The sequence below is a fragment of the Emticicia agri genome, from assembly GCF_004168285.1.
GTDB lineage: Bacteria > Bacteroidota > Bacteroidia > Cytophagales > Spirosomataceae > Emticicia > Emticicia agri.
On the sequence record NZ_SEWF01000006.1, the window covers coordinates 15,730 to 33,201 of the forward strand.

15 protein-coding genes are annotated in these 17,472 nt (G+C 38.5%); 9 read left to right on the forward strand and 6 right to left on the reverse strand.

Translation table 11 applies throughout. The features are described from left to right. Positions 1 to 153 precede the first annotated feature (153 nt). Entirely contained in the window at positions 154 to 669 is a 516-nt protein-coding gene (locus EWM59_RS05325; RefSeq protein WP_130019909.1) for a YMGG-like glycine zipper-containing protein, read from the forward strand. A gap of 242 nt (positions 670 to 911) precedes the next feature. Here the strand turns inward: EWM59_RS05325 and EWM59_RS05330 are convergent, their stop codons facing one another. Beyond that, positions 912 to 1,709: a protein-glutamine glutaminase family protein gene (locus tag EWM59_RS05330; protein WP_130019910.1), complete on the reverse strand. Its 798-nt coding sequence runs from the start codon at positions 1,707 to 1,709 to the stop codon at positions 912 to 914. A 760-nt stretch (positions 1,710 to 2,469) separates the two neighbouring features. Between EWM59_RS05330 and EWM59_RS05335 the strand changes: the two genes are divergently transcribed. The 4 genes from EWM59_RS05335 (at position 2,470) to EWM59_RS05350 (ending at position 9,258) form a co-directional block, all read left to right on the forward strand. Then, entirely contained in the window at positions 2,470 to 5,673 is a 3,204-nt protein-coding gene (locus EWM59_RS05335) for a SusC/RagA family TonB-linked outer membrane protein (RefSeq protein WP_374755936.1), read from the forward strand. Between the two features lie 59 nt (positions 5,674 to 5,732). Then, the gene (locus EWM59_RS05340; RefSeq protein ID WP_130019911.1) at positions 5,733 to 7,325 is read left to right on the forward strand and encodes a SusD/RagB family nutrient-binding outer membrane lipoprotein; all 1,593 of its coding nucleotides are present in this window, start codon (positions 5,733 to 5,735) and stop codon (positions 7,323 to 7,325) included. Between the two features lie 83 nt (positions 7,326 to 7,408). After that, positions 7,409 to 7,990: a phosphonate degradation HD-domain oxygenase gene (locus tag EWM59_RS05345; protein ID WP_130019912.1), complete on the forward strand. Its 582-nt coding sequence runs from the start codon at positions 7,409 to 7,411 to the stop codon at positions 7,988 to 7,990. A 200-nt stretch (positions 7,991 to 8,190) separates the two neighbouring features. Then, positions 8,191 to 9,258 (forward strand): alkaline phosphatase family protein, encoded by a 1,068-nt coding sequence (locus tag EWM59_RS05350; protein ID WP_130019913.1) that lies wholly within the window; start codon positions 8,191 to 8,193, stop codon positions 9,256 to 9,258. 301 nt (positions 9,259 to 9,559) lie between these two features. Here EWM59_RS05350 and EWM59_RS05355 read toward each other — a convergent pair whose 3' ends face one another. The 3 genes from EWM59_RS05355 to EWM59_RS05365 all read right to left on the reverse strand — a co-directional run bounded on the left by EWM59_RS05355 (position 9,560) and on the right by EWM59_RS05365 (position 11,912). Beyond that, positions 9,560 to 10,738: a glycosyltransferase family protein gene (locus EWM59_RS05355; protein WP_130019914.1), complete on the reverse strand. Its 1,179-nt coding sequence runs from the start codon at positions 10,736 to 10,738 to the stop codon at positions 9,560 to 9,562. Continuing rightward, the gene (locus EWM59_RS05360) at positions 10,735 to 11,571 is read right to left on the reverse strand and encodes a UDP-2,3-diacylglucosamine diphosphatase (RefSeq protein WP_130019915.1); all 837 of its coding nucleotides are present in this window, start codon (positions 11,569 to 11,571) and stop codon (positions 10,735 to 10,737) included. Before EWM59_RS05360 ends, EWM59_RS05355 begins: the two co-directional genes overlap by 4 nt. A 149-nt stretch (positions 11,572 to 11,720) precedes the next feature. Further along, positions 11,721 to 11,912 carry a hypothetical protein gene (locus EWM59_RS05365; RefSeq protein ID WP_130019916.1) on the reverse strand — a complete coding sequence of 64 codons (192 nt, stop codon included), beginning with the start codon at positions 11,910 to 11,912 and terminating at the stop codon, positions 11,721 to 11,723. 206 nt (positions 11,913 to 12,118) lie between these two features. On the opposite strand from EWM59_RS05365, the gene EWM59_RS05370 reads away from it, so the two are divergent. Then, positions 12,119 to 12,517 (forward strand): hypothetical protein, encoded by a 399-nt coding sequence (locus EWM59_RS05370; RefSeq protein WP_130019917.1) that lies wholly within the window; start codon positions 12,119 to 12,121, stop codon positions 12,515 to 12,517. Between the two features lie 357 nt (positions 12,518 to 12,874). On the opposite strand, the gene EWM59_RS05375 is transcribed toward EWM59_RS05370, so the two are convergent. Together EWM59_RS05375 and EWM59_RS05380 are read right to left on the reverse strand one after the other, a co-directional pair. Then, the gene (locus tag EWM59_RS05375; protein WP_130019918.1) at positions 12,875 to 13,741 is read right to left on the reverse strand and encodes a right-handed parallel beta-helix repeat-containing protein; all 867 of its coding nucleotides are present in this window, start codon (positions 13,739 to 13,741) and stop codon (positions 12,875 to 12,877) included. A 28-nt stretch (positions 13,742 to 13,769) separates the two neighbouring features. Continuing rightward, positions 13,770 to 14,546 carry a phage tail-like protein gene (locus tag EWM59_RS05380; protein WP_130019919.1) on the reverse strand — a complete coding sequence of 259 codons (777 nt, stop codon included), beginning with the start codon at positions 14,544 to 14,546 and terminating at the stop codon, positions 13,770 to 13,772. A 265-nt stretch (positions 14,547 to 14,811) separates the two neighbouring features. Between EWM59_RS05380 and EWM59_RS05385 the strand changes: the two genes are divergently transcribed. From EWM59_RS05385 to EWM59_RS05395, 3 genes are all read left to right on the forward strand, one after another. After that, positions 14,812 to 15,507 (forward strand): response regulator transcription factor, encoded by a 696-nt coding sequence (locus EWM59_RS05385; RefSeq protein WP_130019920.1) that lies wholly within the window; start codon positions 14,812 to 14,814, stop codon positions 15,505 to 15,507. Beyond that, on the forward strand, positions 15,504 to 16,880 hold the full coding sequence (locus EWM59_RS05390; protein WP_130019921.1) for a sensor histidine kinase: 1,377 nt from the start codon (positions 15,504 to 15,506) through the stop codon (positions 16,878 to 16,880). The genes EWM59_RS05385 and EWM59_RS05390 overlap by 4 nt, the downstream gene beginning before the upstream one ends. Positions 16,881 to 16,985: 105 nt before the next feature. Beyond that, entirely contained in the window at positions 16,986 to 17,468 is a 483-nt protein-coding gene (locus tag EWM59_RS05395) for a universal stress protein (protein WP_130019922.1), read from the forward strand. Positions 17,469 to 17,472 lie beyond the last annotated feature (4 nt).

Below are 17,472 nucleotides of genomic sequence, written 5' to 3' on the forward strand. Positions count from 1 at the left end.
ATGGTTGGTTGCTGTCTTCTGTAATAACTTTTCATCATACCGGGAATTATTTTTTTATGAATTAATATAGCTGATAAATTTTAGCTGTTATTATCAATTTTAAACTTTTAAGACGTGTTACTGTCAATAACCACAAATAAACACGATACAATTATGAAAAATGTAATAATTCTTGCCTCACTTGTAGTAGCTACAATGGGGTGTAATAACAAAGAAAATACAAATGATAAGATACAAGCAGCCAGACAAGCTGCAATTGACTCGGTAAACAGAGTAGTACAAATAGAGCGTATGAAACAGGCAACTATTGACTCAATGAATCTGGTAAGAGAAGAGGAAATAGCAAAAGCCAAAAAAGCCAATACAGCAACCAAAACTAAAGAAACCGTAGTTTACAGAGACGGTGGCTCATCTAATAGTGGTTACACTCCCGTGTCTTATGCTTCAACAACTCCGGCTAAGAAGAAAATGAATCCTGCGCTGAAAGGTGCTTTGATTGGTACAGGTGTGGGTGCATTGGCAGGGGTAGCGATTGCTAAGGATAAAAAGGGTAAAGGTGCCTTGATTGGTGCGGCGGCAGGTGCAGCGGCAGGTGCCGTGGGTGGAGTAATTATTGATAAGCAGAAACAGAAAAAACAGGCACAACAACAGCCCCGTATTTATTACTAATTTCACAACCTGACTATATATTCACCCTCCTGAAAGAGTCTTAGGATTTTTCTCAGGAGGGTTTTCTTTTTCTATCATTCAGCAGACCTGAAAAGCATTTAATAATACCATTTATCAATCTAAGAGAGTGTTGAACGATAATGAATAAACGTAAGATAGAGTGTGCTAAATTTTACGTAATCAATATTACACAGTAAAGTTTACCGATTTCAAAAGCTATCTACCAGCAAGAGAGCATAAACTCACACAATTTCTTGTATGAGTTTAGCCCATTTTTCAATAGTATCTTCAAAAACACCCCGGTAATAGTTAATCAGGTTGTGGTTTTTTGCCTGAAATTCAGGTGTCATTCTTTTATTAAAACTCTTGTCTCTGAACACACATTCAAAATTGTTGATACTGCCAATCAGGTATTTATAATCGTTGATAAGCGTAGCAGGGGCATTATTTCTGATAGCAGGTTTAATCACTTCTTCGTGCATAATCAGGGCCGTTTCATTAGCAGCTAATCCTTTCTCAAACCATCTATTTTCCAGGCAAGTGCCTTCAATCGGGTAAAAACTGCCATTAAAAAGGCTTTTATGAGGATTTTGAAGTCCGGGCGACGAATAAAAAAGAAAATTTTCAGGTTCCTCAATTATATACTGATAATTCTTGGTATTCATATGATTCAACCATTCTTCCAGGCTAAGAGGGGCGTCTTCTGAAAAATTGAAATCAAAAATCAATTCCCGATTGCCTGACTGAATGATAGGAGCTACATGATAGCCCCATCGGATATACCCTTTAGGAGCTATCTGATTATGGTCTTGAATCAGGAATACTTCACTTGAAGTTTCAGAATAGCGGCAAGGAGCAAAAACCCAGATTTTTTTGTGCGGTATTTCATGCTTTTTCAACAGCAAAGAACTCAAGTGAGCATTGCAGTGACAATTACCCTGCAAATAACGATAAGATGGATAGAGATAATGCTTGATTTCATTAAATACTCTATCGATTAAAGGTTGAACCAAAGTTTTCGATTCAAATACATTCAGCATTTTTGTGAGTTGATTAGGTTTCAAATCTAATAGTTAAAAACCGATTGTTATATTATATTATGGTAAAGGAATTGTAACCCAGAGATTAAAATAAATCTCTGTTTTTAACCCTTCAGAAGGTCAGTAATTGAATGTTAAGAAAAACTTAATAAAAAATTAAAAAAGACATTTGGTTTATAAAAAAAGTAGCTAAATTGGAGCTGTATGCCATGCAAATCTATTATCAGATTCAAAAAATACCTACTTATGAAAAAAACACGCACCCTTTTGTACCTACCCTGAAATTTCTTTTCTAACCGGTTTTTAAGCATCAATTTTTTATTGCTTAGTAGAACCAGAGAAGAAAAGAAATTTATCGCTTTGCTGAGTATCGGCTATCAGGCTACTTTAAACGTATAACAGAAGAGTTTTATTGCACACTTTAAACTATCCTTAAACCTCAAAAATTCACTGACCTATTATCCTCCACCATACCGTCAATAAGCCGGTTACGACTTTGCCTACTTGTGGTGCTTTCTGGCACTCAATCCTGCATGAGTAAAATTACTTAGTTCTTGAAAAATGCCTGTTTTTTCATGTTTTTACACAAAAAGGTGTGAAAAAATGGATAATTTCTGCATGGACTTAACAATAGCTTAATTAGGGCTTAACATTCAAGGAATGTAAGAAATGTACTTTTGCATCCTGAAAATCATGCTGGCAATTATAATTTTTTTAATGACTTAACTCTTTACAAAATCAAACAAAAAACAAATAGTTTATGAAAAAACAACTCCTATTATGCATGGTAGTTTTTCTGACGGGTCTGTTCATCAGTGAGGCAACTTATGCACAGACATCAGTAAGCGGGAAAATATCTTCTGCCAATGGTGAAGGTATTCCGGGTGTAAGCGTGTTAGTGAAAGGAAGCAATCATGGGACAAACTCAGATGCCAGTGGAAATTTCAGATTGAGCAATGTTAATTCAAACACAGTTATCGTTTTTTCGGCCATCGGTTTCGTAACAGAAGAGCGTACCGTAGGTAACCAGACTACACTAAACGTAACACTAAACGAAGATACCAAAACTTTGAACGAGGTAGTGGTTACGGCCTTGGGTATCAAAAAAGACATTCGCCGTATCGGGGTGGCTATCCAGTCAATTGATGGTGCTTCTACCGTTAAAGCACGTGAGCCTAATGCCATCAATGCGCTGGCAGGTAAAGTAGCAGGTTTGACCATTGGTGCACAACCTGAAATGTTGCGTAAACCAAACATTTCGTTACGTGGTAATACCGAGATATTATATGTTGTGGACGGTGTACCGATTAACTCAGATACCTGGAACATCAGCCCTGATGATATTGAGACTTATTCAGTATTGAAAGGTGCTTCTGCTTCGGCCTTATATGGTTTCCGTGGTAAAAACGGTGCGATTCTGATTACTACCAAACGTGGTTCGAAAGACAAACGTGGATTCTCGGTTGAGGTAAACTCTTCGACCATGTTAGATAAAGGATTTTATGCAATCCCTAAAACTCAGGATTTATATGGACCCGGCGATCACGGCCGTTATGCCTTTGTTGATGGTAAAGGTGGTGGATTGAACGATGGTGATTATGATGGTGGCTGGGGACCTAAATTTGAAGGCCAGTTGATACCTCAGTATGATAGCCCGGTTGACCCTGTTACAGGTGTAAGACAAGGAACACCCTGGATTGCCCGTGGTAAAGATAACTTAGCCCGTTTCTTACAGGCTGGTATCCTTTCAACGAATAATATTGCGGTTTCTGCATCAGGAGAAAAATATAACTTACGTTTTTCTACTTCACAGATTTCGCAGCGTGGGATTGTGCCTAATACCAAACTCAACATCAGCAACTTTAATATAGCGGCTGATTATAAATTCTCTGACAGACTTTCGTTCACATCGAACTTACAGTATAACAGACAATATACACCGAATATTCCTGATATTAACTACGGTCCTAACTCAATTATCTATAACATGACACTTTGGGCAGGTGCTGACTGGGATGTGGATGATATGCGTAACTACTGGCAACCGGGTAAAGAAGGTATCCAACAGATTTATGCTGAGTACCAACGTTACAATAACCCATATTTTATGAGTTATGAGTGGTTGAGAGGTCATCAGAAATCTGATATTATTGGTCAGGCCGCTTTAACCTATAAATTTACAGATTATTTAGAGGCAACGCTTCGTTCGCAGATTACTACCTGGAACTTGTTCCGTAGCGAAAAAATGCCTTATTCAGCAGGTTCTTATGGCCGTGATGAACGTCGTGGTGATTACCGTGAAGACCGCCGTAACCTGTTCGAAAACAACACCGACATCTTGCTTAAATTTGATAAAGACATTGTTAGAGGCTTAAACGCAAAAATCTGGGCAGGGGGTAATATCCGTACGTTTGAGTATAGCTCCCAATATGGGTCTACCGATTACCTGAATGTGCCTGGTTTATACAATTTCAGCAACTCAGCTAACCCTGTTCGTTCGGCTAACTTCAATTCGGCTATGCGTGTAAATTCAGGCTATTATTCTGCCGACTTTACAATCAAAAACTTCATCACCATCGGAACCACAGGCCGTGTAGATAAATTATCAACTTTACCATCAGGTAACAATACTTTCTTCTACCCATCGGTTTCTGCTTCAACGGTTTTATCTGATTACATCAATCTTCCGTCGGTAGTCTCTTTCTTCAAACTGAGAGGTTCGTATGCAAACGTTAAAGATGGTCTGACCCGTTCTACTATCGGTTCAACACCAAGTTTAGGCGATGGCAACCCGATAGGTTATGGCGAGCAGTACTATTCTCCGTATGATGGCCCTGCTTATAGCAACTCTGCGGTTTATTCTACGCCATTTGCTTATAATAACCAGCCATCGGCTTACTTTACAGGAACTTTAAACAACCCTGGTTTGAACCCAAGCTCAACTTCTCAAACTGAGGTTGGTCTTGATTTCAGAGTATTACAAAACCGTATTGGTTTAGATGTAACGTATTTTATATCGAACGAAGGACCAAGAATCTTCTCATTACCTATTTCTTCAACTACAGGTTATACCGCAGCGCTTGTCAACGGTATCAAAACACAGAAAAAAGGTTGGGAAGTTGCCCTGACAGGCTCACCAATCAAAAATGCTGATGGATTGAACTGGGATGTAACAGTCAACTACTCTACTTTCCAGGAGAGATTAACAGAGATTTATCCGGGTGTTGAGAGTCTGAATACATTCTTTAAAGTAGGCGACCGTTTAGATAAATTCTATGGTACTGCCTTTGCAAGAACACCAGACAGACAAATTATCAATGATGCTTCTGGTCGTCCGATTACTACACCAGTAGCACAATTCTTGGGGTATATCAATCCTAAATTTGTATTTGGTATCAATAACAGATTCAATTACAAAAACCTGAGCTTCAGCTTCCAGTTTGATGGTCGTATCGGTGGGGTAATCTCTAACTATATTCAGCGTCAGACCTACCGTGGTGGTCGTCATATAGGTACTACTGAAGGCGTAATGGGTGTTGCCCGTGAGCAGGACTACAAAGGTATCAAAGCCTATGTAGGCGAAGGTGTACAGGTGTCTAATGGCGTACCGATCAGATTTGATGCCAATGGTATTATTACCAATTATGGCGAATTACAATATAAGACAAATGATACAAAACAATTTGTACAAGATTACGTAAGCCGTTATTATAATACTGATGATGGTAACCTGATGAGCCGCTCGTTTGCCATGTTGCGTGAAGTGGTAATTGGTTATTCATTGCCTGAAAGATGGTTTGGCGGTGTGGTAAGAAATGCTTCGGTATCTTTGGTAGGTAGAAATCTATTGTACTTTGCTGAAAAGAAAGACATTGATTTGAACCAATACATCAATGATGGTGGTTCAGGTCTGCAAACACCTTCGACCAGAAGATACGGTATCAACCTGAACTTCACTTTCTAATTTCACTTATTGCTCTTTTGAGCCTTATTTCAACATCATTCAGATAAAAATATTTACAAATGAAGATACATCAAATATTCGCAGGGGCTTTAGCAGTGTTAGCTGTTACCCTTAGCAGTTGCGAAAAATCGTTTGAAGACCTTGAAAAAGACCCCAACCGTCCGGTAAATGTGCCTGCTTCTTTGGTTTTGCAAGGCGTTGAAGCCGACTTAGCCAATAATACAGGTCGCCCTTTCAGTGCCGAAATGCGCTGGAATCAATTCTATGCATCAAACTATAACTATTATGCGACGAATGAATATACCTGGACATCGACTCCGAACCACTACAATACGCTTAAAAACGTAGTGAAAATGGAAGAAGAGGCTAAACGTGCAGGTCTGGCAGAGGTAAACGGATATACTGCGCTTGGTAAGTTTTTCCGTGCCTATTTCATCGACGAAATGTCAAAGCGTGTAGGTGACCTTCCGGTAACAGAGGCTTTGAAAGGTATTGAGAACACCACTCCTAAATATGATACACAAAAAGCAGTATATGTACAGATTTTGAAATGGCTTGATGAGGCTAATGACAATTTGGCTTCTTTAATTGCACAGGGGCAGACTGTACAGGGTGATTTCTATTTTGGTGGCGACCTGCGTAAATGGCAGAAAGCAGTCAATGCTTTTAAACTGAGAGTATTGATTTCGTTGAGCAAAAAAGAAGCAGAGGGTGAGTTGAATGTAAAAGCCCGTTTTGCTGAAATTTTAGGTAATCCTACCAAATACCCTTTGTTTGCAGGTATGGAAGATAACCTGGAGTTTAAGTATAACAACTTTAACAAATATCCGTCTAACCCTGATAACTTTGGTTTTGATGCTACCCGTCAGAACATGGCGAAAACGTATGTAGGCTTGTTATCAGGCTTGAACGACCCACGTGTAATGGTTACTACTGAGCCTGCAGGAGCAGAATTAAAAGCAGGTAAATTGCCGTCAGACTATACAGCTTATGTAGGGGCAAGTTCGGCAGAAGATTTGGCAGATATGAGTGATAAAGCCGGAAGAAACAACGGTGCAGGTTTTGCGCCGGGTGTATATTCGTTCCAGAATCGTTACCGTTATTACCGCAACTATACTGCCGAAAACACGTTTATTGTAGGTTACCCTGAAATGTGTTTCAACATTGCAGAAGGTTTGCACAGAGGCTGGGCAACAGGCGATGCAGAATCATGGTATAAAAAAGGTATTCAGGCATCAATTAGTTTCTACGGAATTGTAAACGGAACCAATACCATGACCTACTCAAGAACAGGGGGTAGAGAAGCAGCAGATTTATCAACCTTTACAATTAACTTTAATTTTGATACATACTATGCGCAGAATATGGTGAAATATGACGGTAAAACCACAACAGGTTTAGAACAGATTATCAGCCAGAAATATGCAGCATTTTTTATGAACTCGGGCATGGAAGCCTATTTCAACTGGAGACGTACGGGCTTTCCTAAATTTGAAACAGGGGTAGGTAATGGTAACTCCAACCGTATCGCACTTCGTTGGCAATATCCGATTTCTGAACGCAATACGAACACCAAAAATTATAATGACGCTATCAATAGCCAGTATGCCGGTAAAGACGACATTAACGATAGTGTCTGGATTATGAAATAGTTTTTGTACATCATAGGTAAGAGTTGAAAGTAGCGGAGCATTGTTCCGCTACTTTTTAATTCAAGCCTCCATAAGTTAGACCCATGAAGCAAGTGAATCAGGTAATTGATGAAATTCGTGCCATTTTTCTGTCGCAAGGCGATGAGCAGTATTATGGCGAACCTGTCAGCCAGTTTGAACACGCCGCACAGTCAGCTATTCTGGCCGAGAAATCAGGCTTTGATGCAGAAGTGCAGATAGCTGCTTTTCTGCACGACATCGGGCATCTGTTGCCGGCGGCTTCAGAAGAAGAATTGATGGCAAATTACGGCAGAAAAGACCATGAAGGGGTAGCTGCTGACTGGCTCCGAGACAGAGGGTTTTCTGAAAAAATAGCCGTACTGGTAGAGAATCATGTAAATGCCAAACGTTACCTTTGCTATGCCAATCCGGCTTATTATAACCATTTGTCTGATGCCAGTAAACAAACCCTTGCGTTTCAGGGAGGAAAAATGGAGCAGGTAGAAGTAGAGGCATTCGAAAAGAACCCTTATTTCGATCTTATTATCAGAATGCGCAGATGGGACGAAGCCGCTAAAGTAGAACATCAGCAATTGCCTGATTTAGATTATTTTCTGAAAATCTGTGAAGATTATTTAGCCCATTCCATAAATGTCAGCGAATAGAAACGATCCGCCTTTGCGGTCGCTGCCTAAGATAACAAAGCGAACGTAGCATGGGTATTTTTTCTTTCTTAAACGGACTTAAGTCCGCGCTACTAAACTCATTCCTTTGTTTAATTAGACGGCGAATTCTATTCGCTGTTAAGTTGATATTAGTTAATCATTTTCTCCTCGCACAAAATCATAAAAAACATCTATCTACTATGAAAAAAATACTTGTATTGCTTTTATTAGTTATTGAGACCTTTGCCCAGCAAAAAACGGAGAACGTATTTATTATTACGACCGACGGTTTTCGCTGGCAGGAAGTTTTTGGTGGCATGGACTCGGCTCTGTTAAATAAAAAAGAGTTTGTCAGAAACAAAGACCGTTTGAAAACTACATTCGGTTCAGATAATTTAGAAGAGAGAAGAAAGAAATTGCTGCCTTTTTTCTGGAATACCATTGCCAGAGAAGGACAGTTGTATGGGAATCGTTGGCATAATAATAAGGTAAATGTCATGAACCCTTACTGGTTCTCATATCCGGGGTATAATGAAATTCTGACCGGATACGCTGATGATAAAGTGAATTCTAATGACAAAAAACAAAATGAGAATATTACGGTATTAGAGTTTCTGAACCAACAAAAAGGCTTAAAAGGAAAAGTAGCAGCCTACGCAACCTGGGATTGTTTTCCATACATTATTAACGAGCAACGCAGTGGTATTACGGTTAATTCGGGTAAAGAATTAGTAGAAGGCAAAACGACTGATAAAGAGGAGATGTTAAACGAAATCCAGTCAAATTATCCGAGTTTAGCCAGCGACCGCCACGATTTTGTTACCTATTACTTAGCAAAGGAATATATCAAGAAAAACGACCCTAAAGTATTCTTTTTGTCGTTTGATGAAACCGATGAATTTGCCCATGAAGCCAAATATGACGAATATCTTTTTGCGGCCAATACAGTAGATAAATTCATTGGCGACTTATGGAAGTATTGCCAGAGCAACCCGAAATATAAAGATAAAACAACGTTTATTATTACTACCGACCACGGTAGAGGTGATAAGAATAAGTCTCAATGGACAAGCCACGGGCAAAAAGTGTCCGATTGTTACCAAATATGGTTTGCAGTCATTGGCCCGGACACTCCTGCCTTGGGTGAAATCAAAACAGAAGGACAGTTATTCCAGAATCAGATAGCGAAAACAGCCGCTAAATTCTTGGGCTTTGATTTCCAGAACGGAAAAGAGATTGGTAAAGAAATATCTACGGTGATGAAGTAATTATTGTCTGAACTGTGATTTACCTGATTGTGCTGATTATTATGATTTTGGAAATGATTATGTACAGACAACTTTACTTTATAAGAAAAATTAATCAGTTAAATCAATTCAATCAGTTAAATCAGTTAAATCAGTTAAATCAAAGTTCAGACAAAATCAAAAAAAACGAGCTTTGGCTCGTTTAATACGTCGTTTTCCTGACTATGGGTTTCTCAGCAAATTTTCTATTGGGACACTACATACGTTTATAGTGCAAGTGTTTGAGCTAAGGTTAATTGAGAAACTTGCTGATGGACTATTGTTAGCTTCTGGTTGAAGGCGAAACAAGAGACAAGGCCAGGCGTTTAACCAATTGTGGTAAAACCTCAAGGCGACGGAAGGTACGGCGTTCAGGTATATTAAACAAACTTTCTATTTCTCTTAAAAAGATAAAACTGCTACGGCTATGCCATGCCTTAAATTCTGCGCTGATATCTTTATGCGAAGGCAGATAGTTCATAAAGGCGGTTAAGTCAAAACTTGTTGCGCTGATGCCTGCACCTGCTCTACTGGCATCTATGGCATTACAGGCTTGCTCGTAATGCTTGGGTACTGGGATCATAAACGTAGGCTTTCCTAAATACATGGCTTCACATACCGACTCAAAACCTGCGGTAGTAACTAACCCCCGGCAATTCTGCATCATTTCCAGAAACTTTTTGCCATTGATTTTATGAAAATGAAGATTAGGCGAATACTGGTAAGTGTCGCTGTAGTCAGGGTTATCCCAGAAGCAGTGCATTTCTACACCAGGATTTTTATCGTGCCACGCCATTATCTGCTCGGCTAATGAATGTTGCGTTACATAAGCGAGCAGATAATTATGAGCATTGGTACTTAAACGTGACAAATCTGACCGAAGCAAGGGTGGAATGGCAAAGATTCTCTGGTTTTTAGCGTCAGCAAATGGGGTAAAGGAGAGTGCTAGTTTTTTGGCTGCACCTAAAGCTGTAATACGGGTATTGGTATTGACTAATAGTTTGTCTAACCAATGATTTTTTGGGTGGTGAAAATTGGGATGAAGCAATAAATATTGGTGTGCAATACAAACCATTGGTACTTTAGAACGGAACAATAACTGATGGATTCCGCCTAAAACATCATAAAAATTAATAATTATGTCAGGCTTCAGTTCTTTTGTATGAAGTCGAATCTTTTTAAGACTGCTCAAATAGCCTCGCAGGTTAAAAATTGTATGCGTAATGGTTTTGGTTATATCTAATGCCTTGGTTTTTGGGCAATAAGCCAGATAGGGGCTTGCAAATGGAATAATCTTGTTTCTGAAGTTTTCTGAGAAAAAAGAAGAAACATCTTTCCCATGAGCAGTACCTACCAAAGCACCCACTACTGTATGACCATTGTTTTCCAATATTTCGGTTAGTGCAATGGCCTGAGTCAGATGCCCTCTGCCTTCTCCTTGTACAATTAACAAAAACCTCATAGTGTAGCTGCTATTCTTGGTAAAACAAACCTTTCTTCTTTCATAGCTTCAACTTCTTCTTCCTCCGATTCTTCTTCAGCTTTGCAATCGCTTACCGAATAATAGACCAGACTCCAGTTGCCATCAAAATCTTCCACCAATGCCGACATTGTTTCTACCCAGTCGCCCGAATTAAGGTATAAAATCCCATCTATGGTTCTGATGGCAGGCTGATGAATATGCCCGCAGATAATACCATCGCAGTTTTTTGCTTTGGCCAGTTCGGCTAATTTTTCTTCAAAATCTGTTACATAGTTCACCGCCAGTTTTACGGCCTGCTTTACCTGCTGCGATAGCGAGTAATAGGGTAATCCTCTCCATTCACGGTATTTGTTGTAATTTTTGTTCAGCCACAGTAAAAAAGTATAGCCCAGGTCGCCTAAATGCGCCAGCCATTTCATATTAGTAGTAACACTATCGAACACATCGCCATGTGTTATATAGAATCGTTTGTCGCCCGATTTAAGGATATAGTCTCTGCGTATCTGAAATTGTTTGCCAATAACCAAAGGCAGAATCTGGTCGAGAAAATCGTCATGATTTCCACGCAGATATATCACTTTGGTATCATGTTTATCCATCTTTTTCAGCACAACTCTGAAAAAAGCTGTATGCTTTTTCTTCCAGTTTCCGTATTTTTTTAGTTGCCAGCCATCAATTATATCTCCGTTAAGGATGAGTCTTTCGCAGTGGTATTGTTTGAGAAACTCTGTTACCTCTTTCGCTTTACAACCACTTGTACCCAAGTGTAAGTCAGAAAGCACTATTGTCCGAAAATGTTTGCCTTTATTCATATAGACAAATTTGAGAAACTATTATAAATTGTTGATTAAGAGGATATTACCAAAATGTAAAGAAAAAAATAAAGCAGAAGAAAAATTCCTCTGCTAATCTTCAATCAATTAACCTAAACAAACTATAATACTGTACGTATGAACTTCTGTTAAGCAACCAGTTTCATCTCTTTAATAGAGATTTCATCTTCATAAAATTCATCAAATTCATCACCATCAAATGCCTCCTCATAAAACTCATCATCTGAATCTTCATAGATACGCTCTTCATTAAACCCATTAGTGATTCTGGCTGTATATTTCCAGTGAAACTGATTCAATTGATAAGGTATTCTTTTCATATACTTTTATTTTAATGCCACAAAGGTCGGGTTAAGATGTAAACTTACTATTGCCGTAATATTAAGAAACTGCTAAGACCACGTTTCTGAAAGCTAAAACAGGCATATTAAAGGCATTGAAAGGAATGAAACTTTATTTTTTCTTAATATTCGGGTAAACTCTATTTAATCTTAAAGGGGCTATTTTGTAGAAAACTTTATAAGTCATGTTTCTTCTGCGACAAACCTATTTTCAGAATTTTTTATCTGTACTCCTTTTTATGCTTATTGTCTGTTATTATGCTTTTAATGGTATTCCGGAAGAGAGTTTCGAAAAGCAAAGCTACCCGGTAGAGAAAGCCACAGAATATGAAAATAGTGTTGAATTTGAAAAAAATGCCAGTCAGTTAAGGGCAGCTATATTAATGGAGGCTGATGCAGTACAGATAAATGGCTTGCTTTATCAGTTAGAGGTAGCAGTAGCCAATCTGAGTTCGGAGAAGGAAGCCAGAACACAGATACAGCGCATTTATGATTTGTTACTAAAGGATAATAAAAAAGCAGCTATTAAAAGTATCAATCAGTTACGTACTTATTTGTTGAATAAATCTAAGGTTATTACTTAGTCGAAATAATTAAATCAATGAAAAGGAGACCTTTTGAGCTAAAGGCCTCCTTTTTAGTTTATTTAGTGCTGAGAACTGGCTGTAATTACCGGAATAATCTGCAATTGCTGCGTGCGGATAATCGAACATTTTTTTTATTATGTGGAATAAAAACAGAACGACTGCTGAAATATCCTGTTTTCTGTGCTTTATATAGAAAAATGAATGATTTGAAAAGAATAATGACAAGAGTGATATAATGATGTAAAGGTGCTGTTGTGCAGGTATCTGTTAAATTGATAAGGTCATTGTTACATATAAAAATGGTCTCCCTATATAACTATAAAGAGACCGGTTTATCTATATATGATACATTAGTTATTGAGAAGAACTGACTGTTGTAGGTGGTGCGCTGACAGCGTTTCCAACAATCTGATTATTGCCAAACGATACTACTTTTCCATTATATCCTACTCCTGCGGCTATACCGGTGTTGTTGCTGATAATTATATTATTTGAAAGTCGGGTTATGGAAGTAGACTGTTCAGGAGCAATTGCGATGGTGTTATTTGAAATGTAAGAATTAACCACATTAACCCTTGATTTTTCTTTAGCTATAATGGCTGTTCCAACTCCCTGAATATGTACATTATCAATGAAAGCGACTGCACTGTCGGTAGCAGCAGCAGCGGTGCATTTTACACTTATGCCATTCATGGCATGTGGCCCGGTGATGGTTGTGTTTTTAACCGTAAGTATTGACTTACTGGCCGAATTTTCTACTACAATACCATTCCCGCTTGCCCCACTGGCTGCCACAATTCCGCTGATAGAACAATCTTCAATATGAACCTGTGCCGCATTAAGAATTCTGATTCCATTGGTACCTGTCCCGGCCCCATTGATAAAGACATCTTTGATGGTTACATGAATACCAGCTCCATTAATAATTATACCGTTAACACCAACAGATAAGATACTTGCCAGAGTACCTTCACCATTAATTGTGATAGATTTTGTAATCGAAATCGCTCCATATCCGGCCGGGTCTAAAGCTGATATTTCACCACCAGCAGCAGTTTTTGAAATAGCTCCTGCAAAAGTTTTACAGGGAGCAGTTCGGCTACAAGGATTAGCGTCATCACCCACACCTGAAACCCATGTACGGGTAGCTTGGGCGAAAGTAGTTTGCTGAAATACAACAGAAACCAGCAGCGTAATCAATAAAGTACTTATTTTTTTCATGAGAAATGTCTTTTAAATAGATGAGAAATTAGAATCTTCTGATAGCTCTTACTTTGTAAGCTGTATTTTTAGGAGAAGTACCCTGACTACCTGTACTGAAATTAACATAATTGGCAGTTTCTGAAACCTGTCCGTAAGGTGCAGCTACTTCTGTCGAGCTCCAGTAATAACCAGCAGCATCATCCATTTCTACATTATTTCTTACCTGATATAAGATATACAATTCAGCTTTGGAAGGCAGATACCAGTCGCCATAATTTCCGCTTGAGGTTTGCGCAGCAGCCAAAGCCGCAGAAATACCATTTCCCTGCGCTTCATTAATAAGCTCGGTATTATACTGACCACCATATACACCATTTCTTACGGCGTTAGTATTCATATTACTGCCACTTATCCATTTCACACCTGCTCCGCCTGCATAGTCTCCCGATGCCACCACCAAGCCGTGCTGTCCACTGTCATCTACATAAAATATAATTCCGCCTTGTGCCGATTGGCCAACCGAATAGGTAATTCCGGCTGTATTAAACATAGGAAGCCAGACAGACCCATTGTATGTATAAGGCCCGGCACCGCCCGCACAATTGGTACAATAAACCTGAATACCTGCCACAGGACTACTGATGGCAGTACGCTGAGATTCTGTCATTCGGGGCATAAGCATTCCTTTTTTGGTAGAAGTAGCTTCAATAATACTTCCGGGAGTTGCATCTTTGGGGTCAATGGTTACGCTCTGTGCCTGTCCCGGAAAACAGAAGCCCAAGGCAATCATAACCCATAAAATGGCATGTAGGTGTTTTTTCATGGTTAATTCAATGGTGAAAAGAGATTATCAATTACTTTAGTATGTTTATCAAAATTAAGTAAAACACTCAACAGATACTATCATAGGGTGCCAATAAATCAGAATTATTTATTGAATGATAATCAATTTTGAAAAATAGACCTGAAACGTTTCTACAAATCAGCTTCAAGCAGGGTATTAGCAAAGTCTCAACCAATTATTGCTATCTTTGTAAATATCTATACAATTAGAATGATATTATTCTACCTATCCTATACTTGGCTTTATGAAAAAAATACTTCTTGTCGAAGACGAAATCAGTGTAGTCAGTTTTATCAGAAGCGGGTTGTCTGAAGAGAATTATGCTGTTTCAGTAGCACTTGATGGTACTACAGGCTCAAGCATGGCATTGGGCAATGAATTTGATTTGATTATTTTAGATATTATGCTGCCTGATAAAAATGGCCTTGAAATATGCAAAGAGCTACGGGCTCATGCTATTCAGACACCTGTTTTGTTTCTGACTGCATTAGGAACCTCTGAAAACATTGCCTTAGGTTTAAATACAGGAGCAGACGATTATCTGGTAAAACCCTTTAAATTTATTGAATTAAGTGCCCGCATTAAAGCATTGCTACGCAGGTCGGCTAATAAAACTGAATCTGTGAGCGAGTCTGCCCAGAATATATATACAATGGCAGACCTGAAAATTAATGATGATGCAAAAATAGTAGAGAGAGGAGGAGCAGTGATTTCGCTCACGGCTACCGAATACCGTTTGCTTTTAACATTGATGAAAAACAGAGGCAAAGTACTATCAAGATTAGATTTATTGGAAAGTGCCTGGGATATTAATTTCGATTTAGGTACAAATGTAGTGGACGTATATATCAATTATTTGCGCAAAAAATTAGACGGGGAGAATAAACAGAAACTAATCCATACGGTTATCGGCATGGGATATGTGTTGAAAGAAGCATGAAAACTCAAACAAAAATAGCCGTTTCATTAGTAGTATTCAATATTGGTCTATTGCTACTCTTTGGCATTGGAATTTACTTTTTTCTGAATGAATATTCTTACGTTGATTTCTATAAACGTCTGGAAACCCGTGCTACCATAGGGGCAAAATATAACCTGAAAATTGACAGCGCTAATGCTGAAGCTTTTAAGAAAGTAAGAGAGCAACATCTTGAAAAACTGGAAGCAGAAAAAGAACATATCATAAAAATCAGCCCAGAAGTATCATTAGAACAACAGGCTTCTACTTACCATTTACCTTTATCATTATTACAAGACTTACTAAAAGACGGTCGGGCGAGGTATCAGGAAGGAAGTAAGTTTTATGGAGGAATCAAACTTCGGCACAATAATGCTACTTATTTATCTATTGTTTCGGCTAATAGTCGGTTTGTTTCTCATCATTTAACTTTTCTGCGGAATATATTGCTCTGGGGCTTTTTATTCATTGTGGTGGTTACGGTATATCTGTCTATTTATTTCTCAAAGCATTTCTTTGACCCTATCAGAGAAATGATAGATAAAGTAAAGCAGATTAGTACCGAGAGTATTCACCTGAGATTGAAAGAGCCGGAAAATAACAATGAAATAAGCGAGCTGGCGAGTACTTTCAACGATTTGCTGAATAGGATAGAAACCGCTTTTGAAACCCAGAAAAACTTTATCAGTAATGCTTCGCATGAATTGGCTACGCCACTAACGGCCATTATGGGAGAAGCAGACGTGGCTTTGATTAAAGAACGAAAACCCGAAGAGTATCAGAATGTACTACACAATGTGCTGACACAGGCCGAAAGGCTTAATCAGATAACTAAATCCTTACTTTTTCTTGCACAGACCGGGTATAAAGGTAAGAAAATAGTTTTTGAGATACTCAGGACGGATGAGTTAATATGGGAAGTAAAAGAATTAATAGACCGATTGAACCCTGACAATAAAATTCTGGTAGATTTAAGTTTGCTACCCGAAGACCCCAAAAAACTCAAGATTAACGGCAACAGGCAGTTATTGCACTTAGCCTTAGCCAATATACTCAACAACGCCTGTAAATATTCACATAACAAACCTGTATCAGTACACATAGGCGCAAGTCAGGAACAGGTACTGCTTTTTATCAAAGATCAGGGAATTGGTATTCCTGAAAGCGAGCTTCCTTTTATCTATGACCCTTTCTTCAGGGCTTCAAATACCCGTTTATTTGAAGGATACGGCATTGGTCTGCCTTTGGCACGCAATATTATTAAACTGCATAACGGTACACTTTTAGTTACTTCTAAGGCCAATAGTGGCACAAGTGTACAAATCAATTTTCCCTTAGCTAAATTGATTAAATAATTTTCTAATCTGATTCTAATCTCATTTATCGTATTCTAATTTGGTTCTTATACCTGACTAATACGGGCTATAGACATTTGTACCTAATAATCAATTTAATTAGGCATGCAAAAAACTATATTAATTCCAATTGATTTCCGCGTAGCTTCGCTGAATACCCTGAAATTTGCTCTTGAGAGTAGCACCGGAGAACCACACAAAGTAATACTTATCTACGCTGAATTTTTGGACGACTCCATTACAGAACTGCTGTTCTACAGACCAGAAAGCAAAATAGCCAGTAAAATTACTCCTGAGTTTAAGAATGCAATGGAAGTGTTAAGAAACAGATTTGAATACCAGATAGCAGACCTGGAAATCAAATTGTTTCATAACAGAAGCAGGAGGGGCTTACGACGCTTCGTTGAAAACCATCAGGTTGATGCCATTTATATTCCGAAAACCTACCGCCTGAAAATGCCTAAAAAAGCATTTGATCTGGTAACTATTATCAGACAGACTTTTAGTGACTTTCAGGAGATAGACTGGCCTCAGGATCTTGGTAATGCTTCAGAGAAAGATCATCTACAATACCTATTTAATCAATAAAAAA

Bases quoted from the DNA above. Each gene is read 5' to 3' on its own strand.
- EWM59_RS05335 (WP_374755936.1), top strand. From the start codon at position 2,470: ATGAAAAAACAACTCCTATTATGCATGGTAGTTTTTCTGACGGGTCTG.
- EWM59_RS05395 (WP_130019922.1), top strand. From the start codon at position 16,986: ATGCAAAAAACTATATTAATTCCAATTGATTTCCGCGTAGCTTCGCTG.
- EWM59_RS05330 (WP_130019910.1), bottom strand. From the start codon at position 1,709: ATGCTGAATGTATTTGAATCGAAAACTTTGGTTCAACCTTTAATCGAT.
- EWM59_RS05365 (WP_130019916.1), bottom strand. From the start codon at position 11,912: ATGAAAAGAATACCTTATCAATTGAATCAGTTTCACTGGAAATATACA.
- EWM59_RS05360 (WP_130019915.1), bottom strand. From the start codon at position 11,571: ATGAATAAAGGCAAACATTTTCGGACAATAGTGCTTTCTGACTTACAC.
- EWM59_RS05385 (WP_130019920.1), top strand. From the start codon at position 14,812: ATGAAAAAAATACTTCTTGTCGAAGACGAAATCAGTGTAGTCAGTTTT.
- EWM59_RS05325 (WP_130019909.1), top strand. From the start codon at position 154: ATGAAAAATGTAATAATTCTTGCCTCACTTGTAGTAGCTACAATGGGG.
- EWM59_RS05340 (WP_130019911.1), top strand. From the start codon at position 5,733: ATGAAGATACATCAAATATTCGCAGGGGCTTTAGCAGTGTTAGCTGTT.
- EWM59_RS05345 (WP_130019912.1), top strand. From the start codon at position 7,409: ATGAAGCAAGTGAATCAGGTAATTGATGAAATTCGTGCCATTTTTCTG.
- EWM59_RS05355 (WP_130019914.1), bottom strand. From the start codon at position 10,738: ATGAGGTTTTTGTTAATTGTACAAGGAGAAGGCAGAGGGCATCTGACT.
- EWM59_RS05380 (WP_130019919.1), bottom strand. From the start codon at position 14,546: ATGAAAAAACACCTACATGCCATTTTATGGGTTATGATTGCCTTGGGC.
- EWM59_RS05390 (WP_130019921.1), top strand. From the start codon at position 15,504: ATGAAAACTCAAACAAAAATAGCCGTTTCATTAGTAGTATTCAATATT.
- EWM59_RS05370 (WP_130019917.1), top strand. From the start codon at position 12,119: ATGTTTCTTCTGCGACAAACCTATTTTCAGAATTTTTTATCTGTACTC.
- EWM59_RS05375 (WP_130019918.1), bottom strand. From the start codon at position 13,741: ATGAAAAAAATAAGTACTTTATTGATTACGCTGCTGGTTTCTGTTGTA.
- EWM59_RS05350 (WP_130019913.1), top strand. From the start codon at position 8,191: ATGAAAAAAATACTTGTATTGCTTTTATTAGTTATTGAGACCTTTGCC.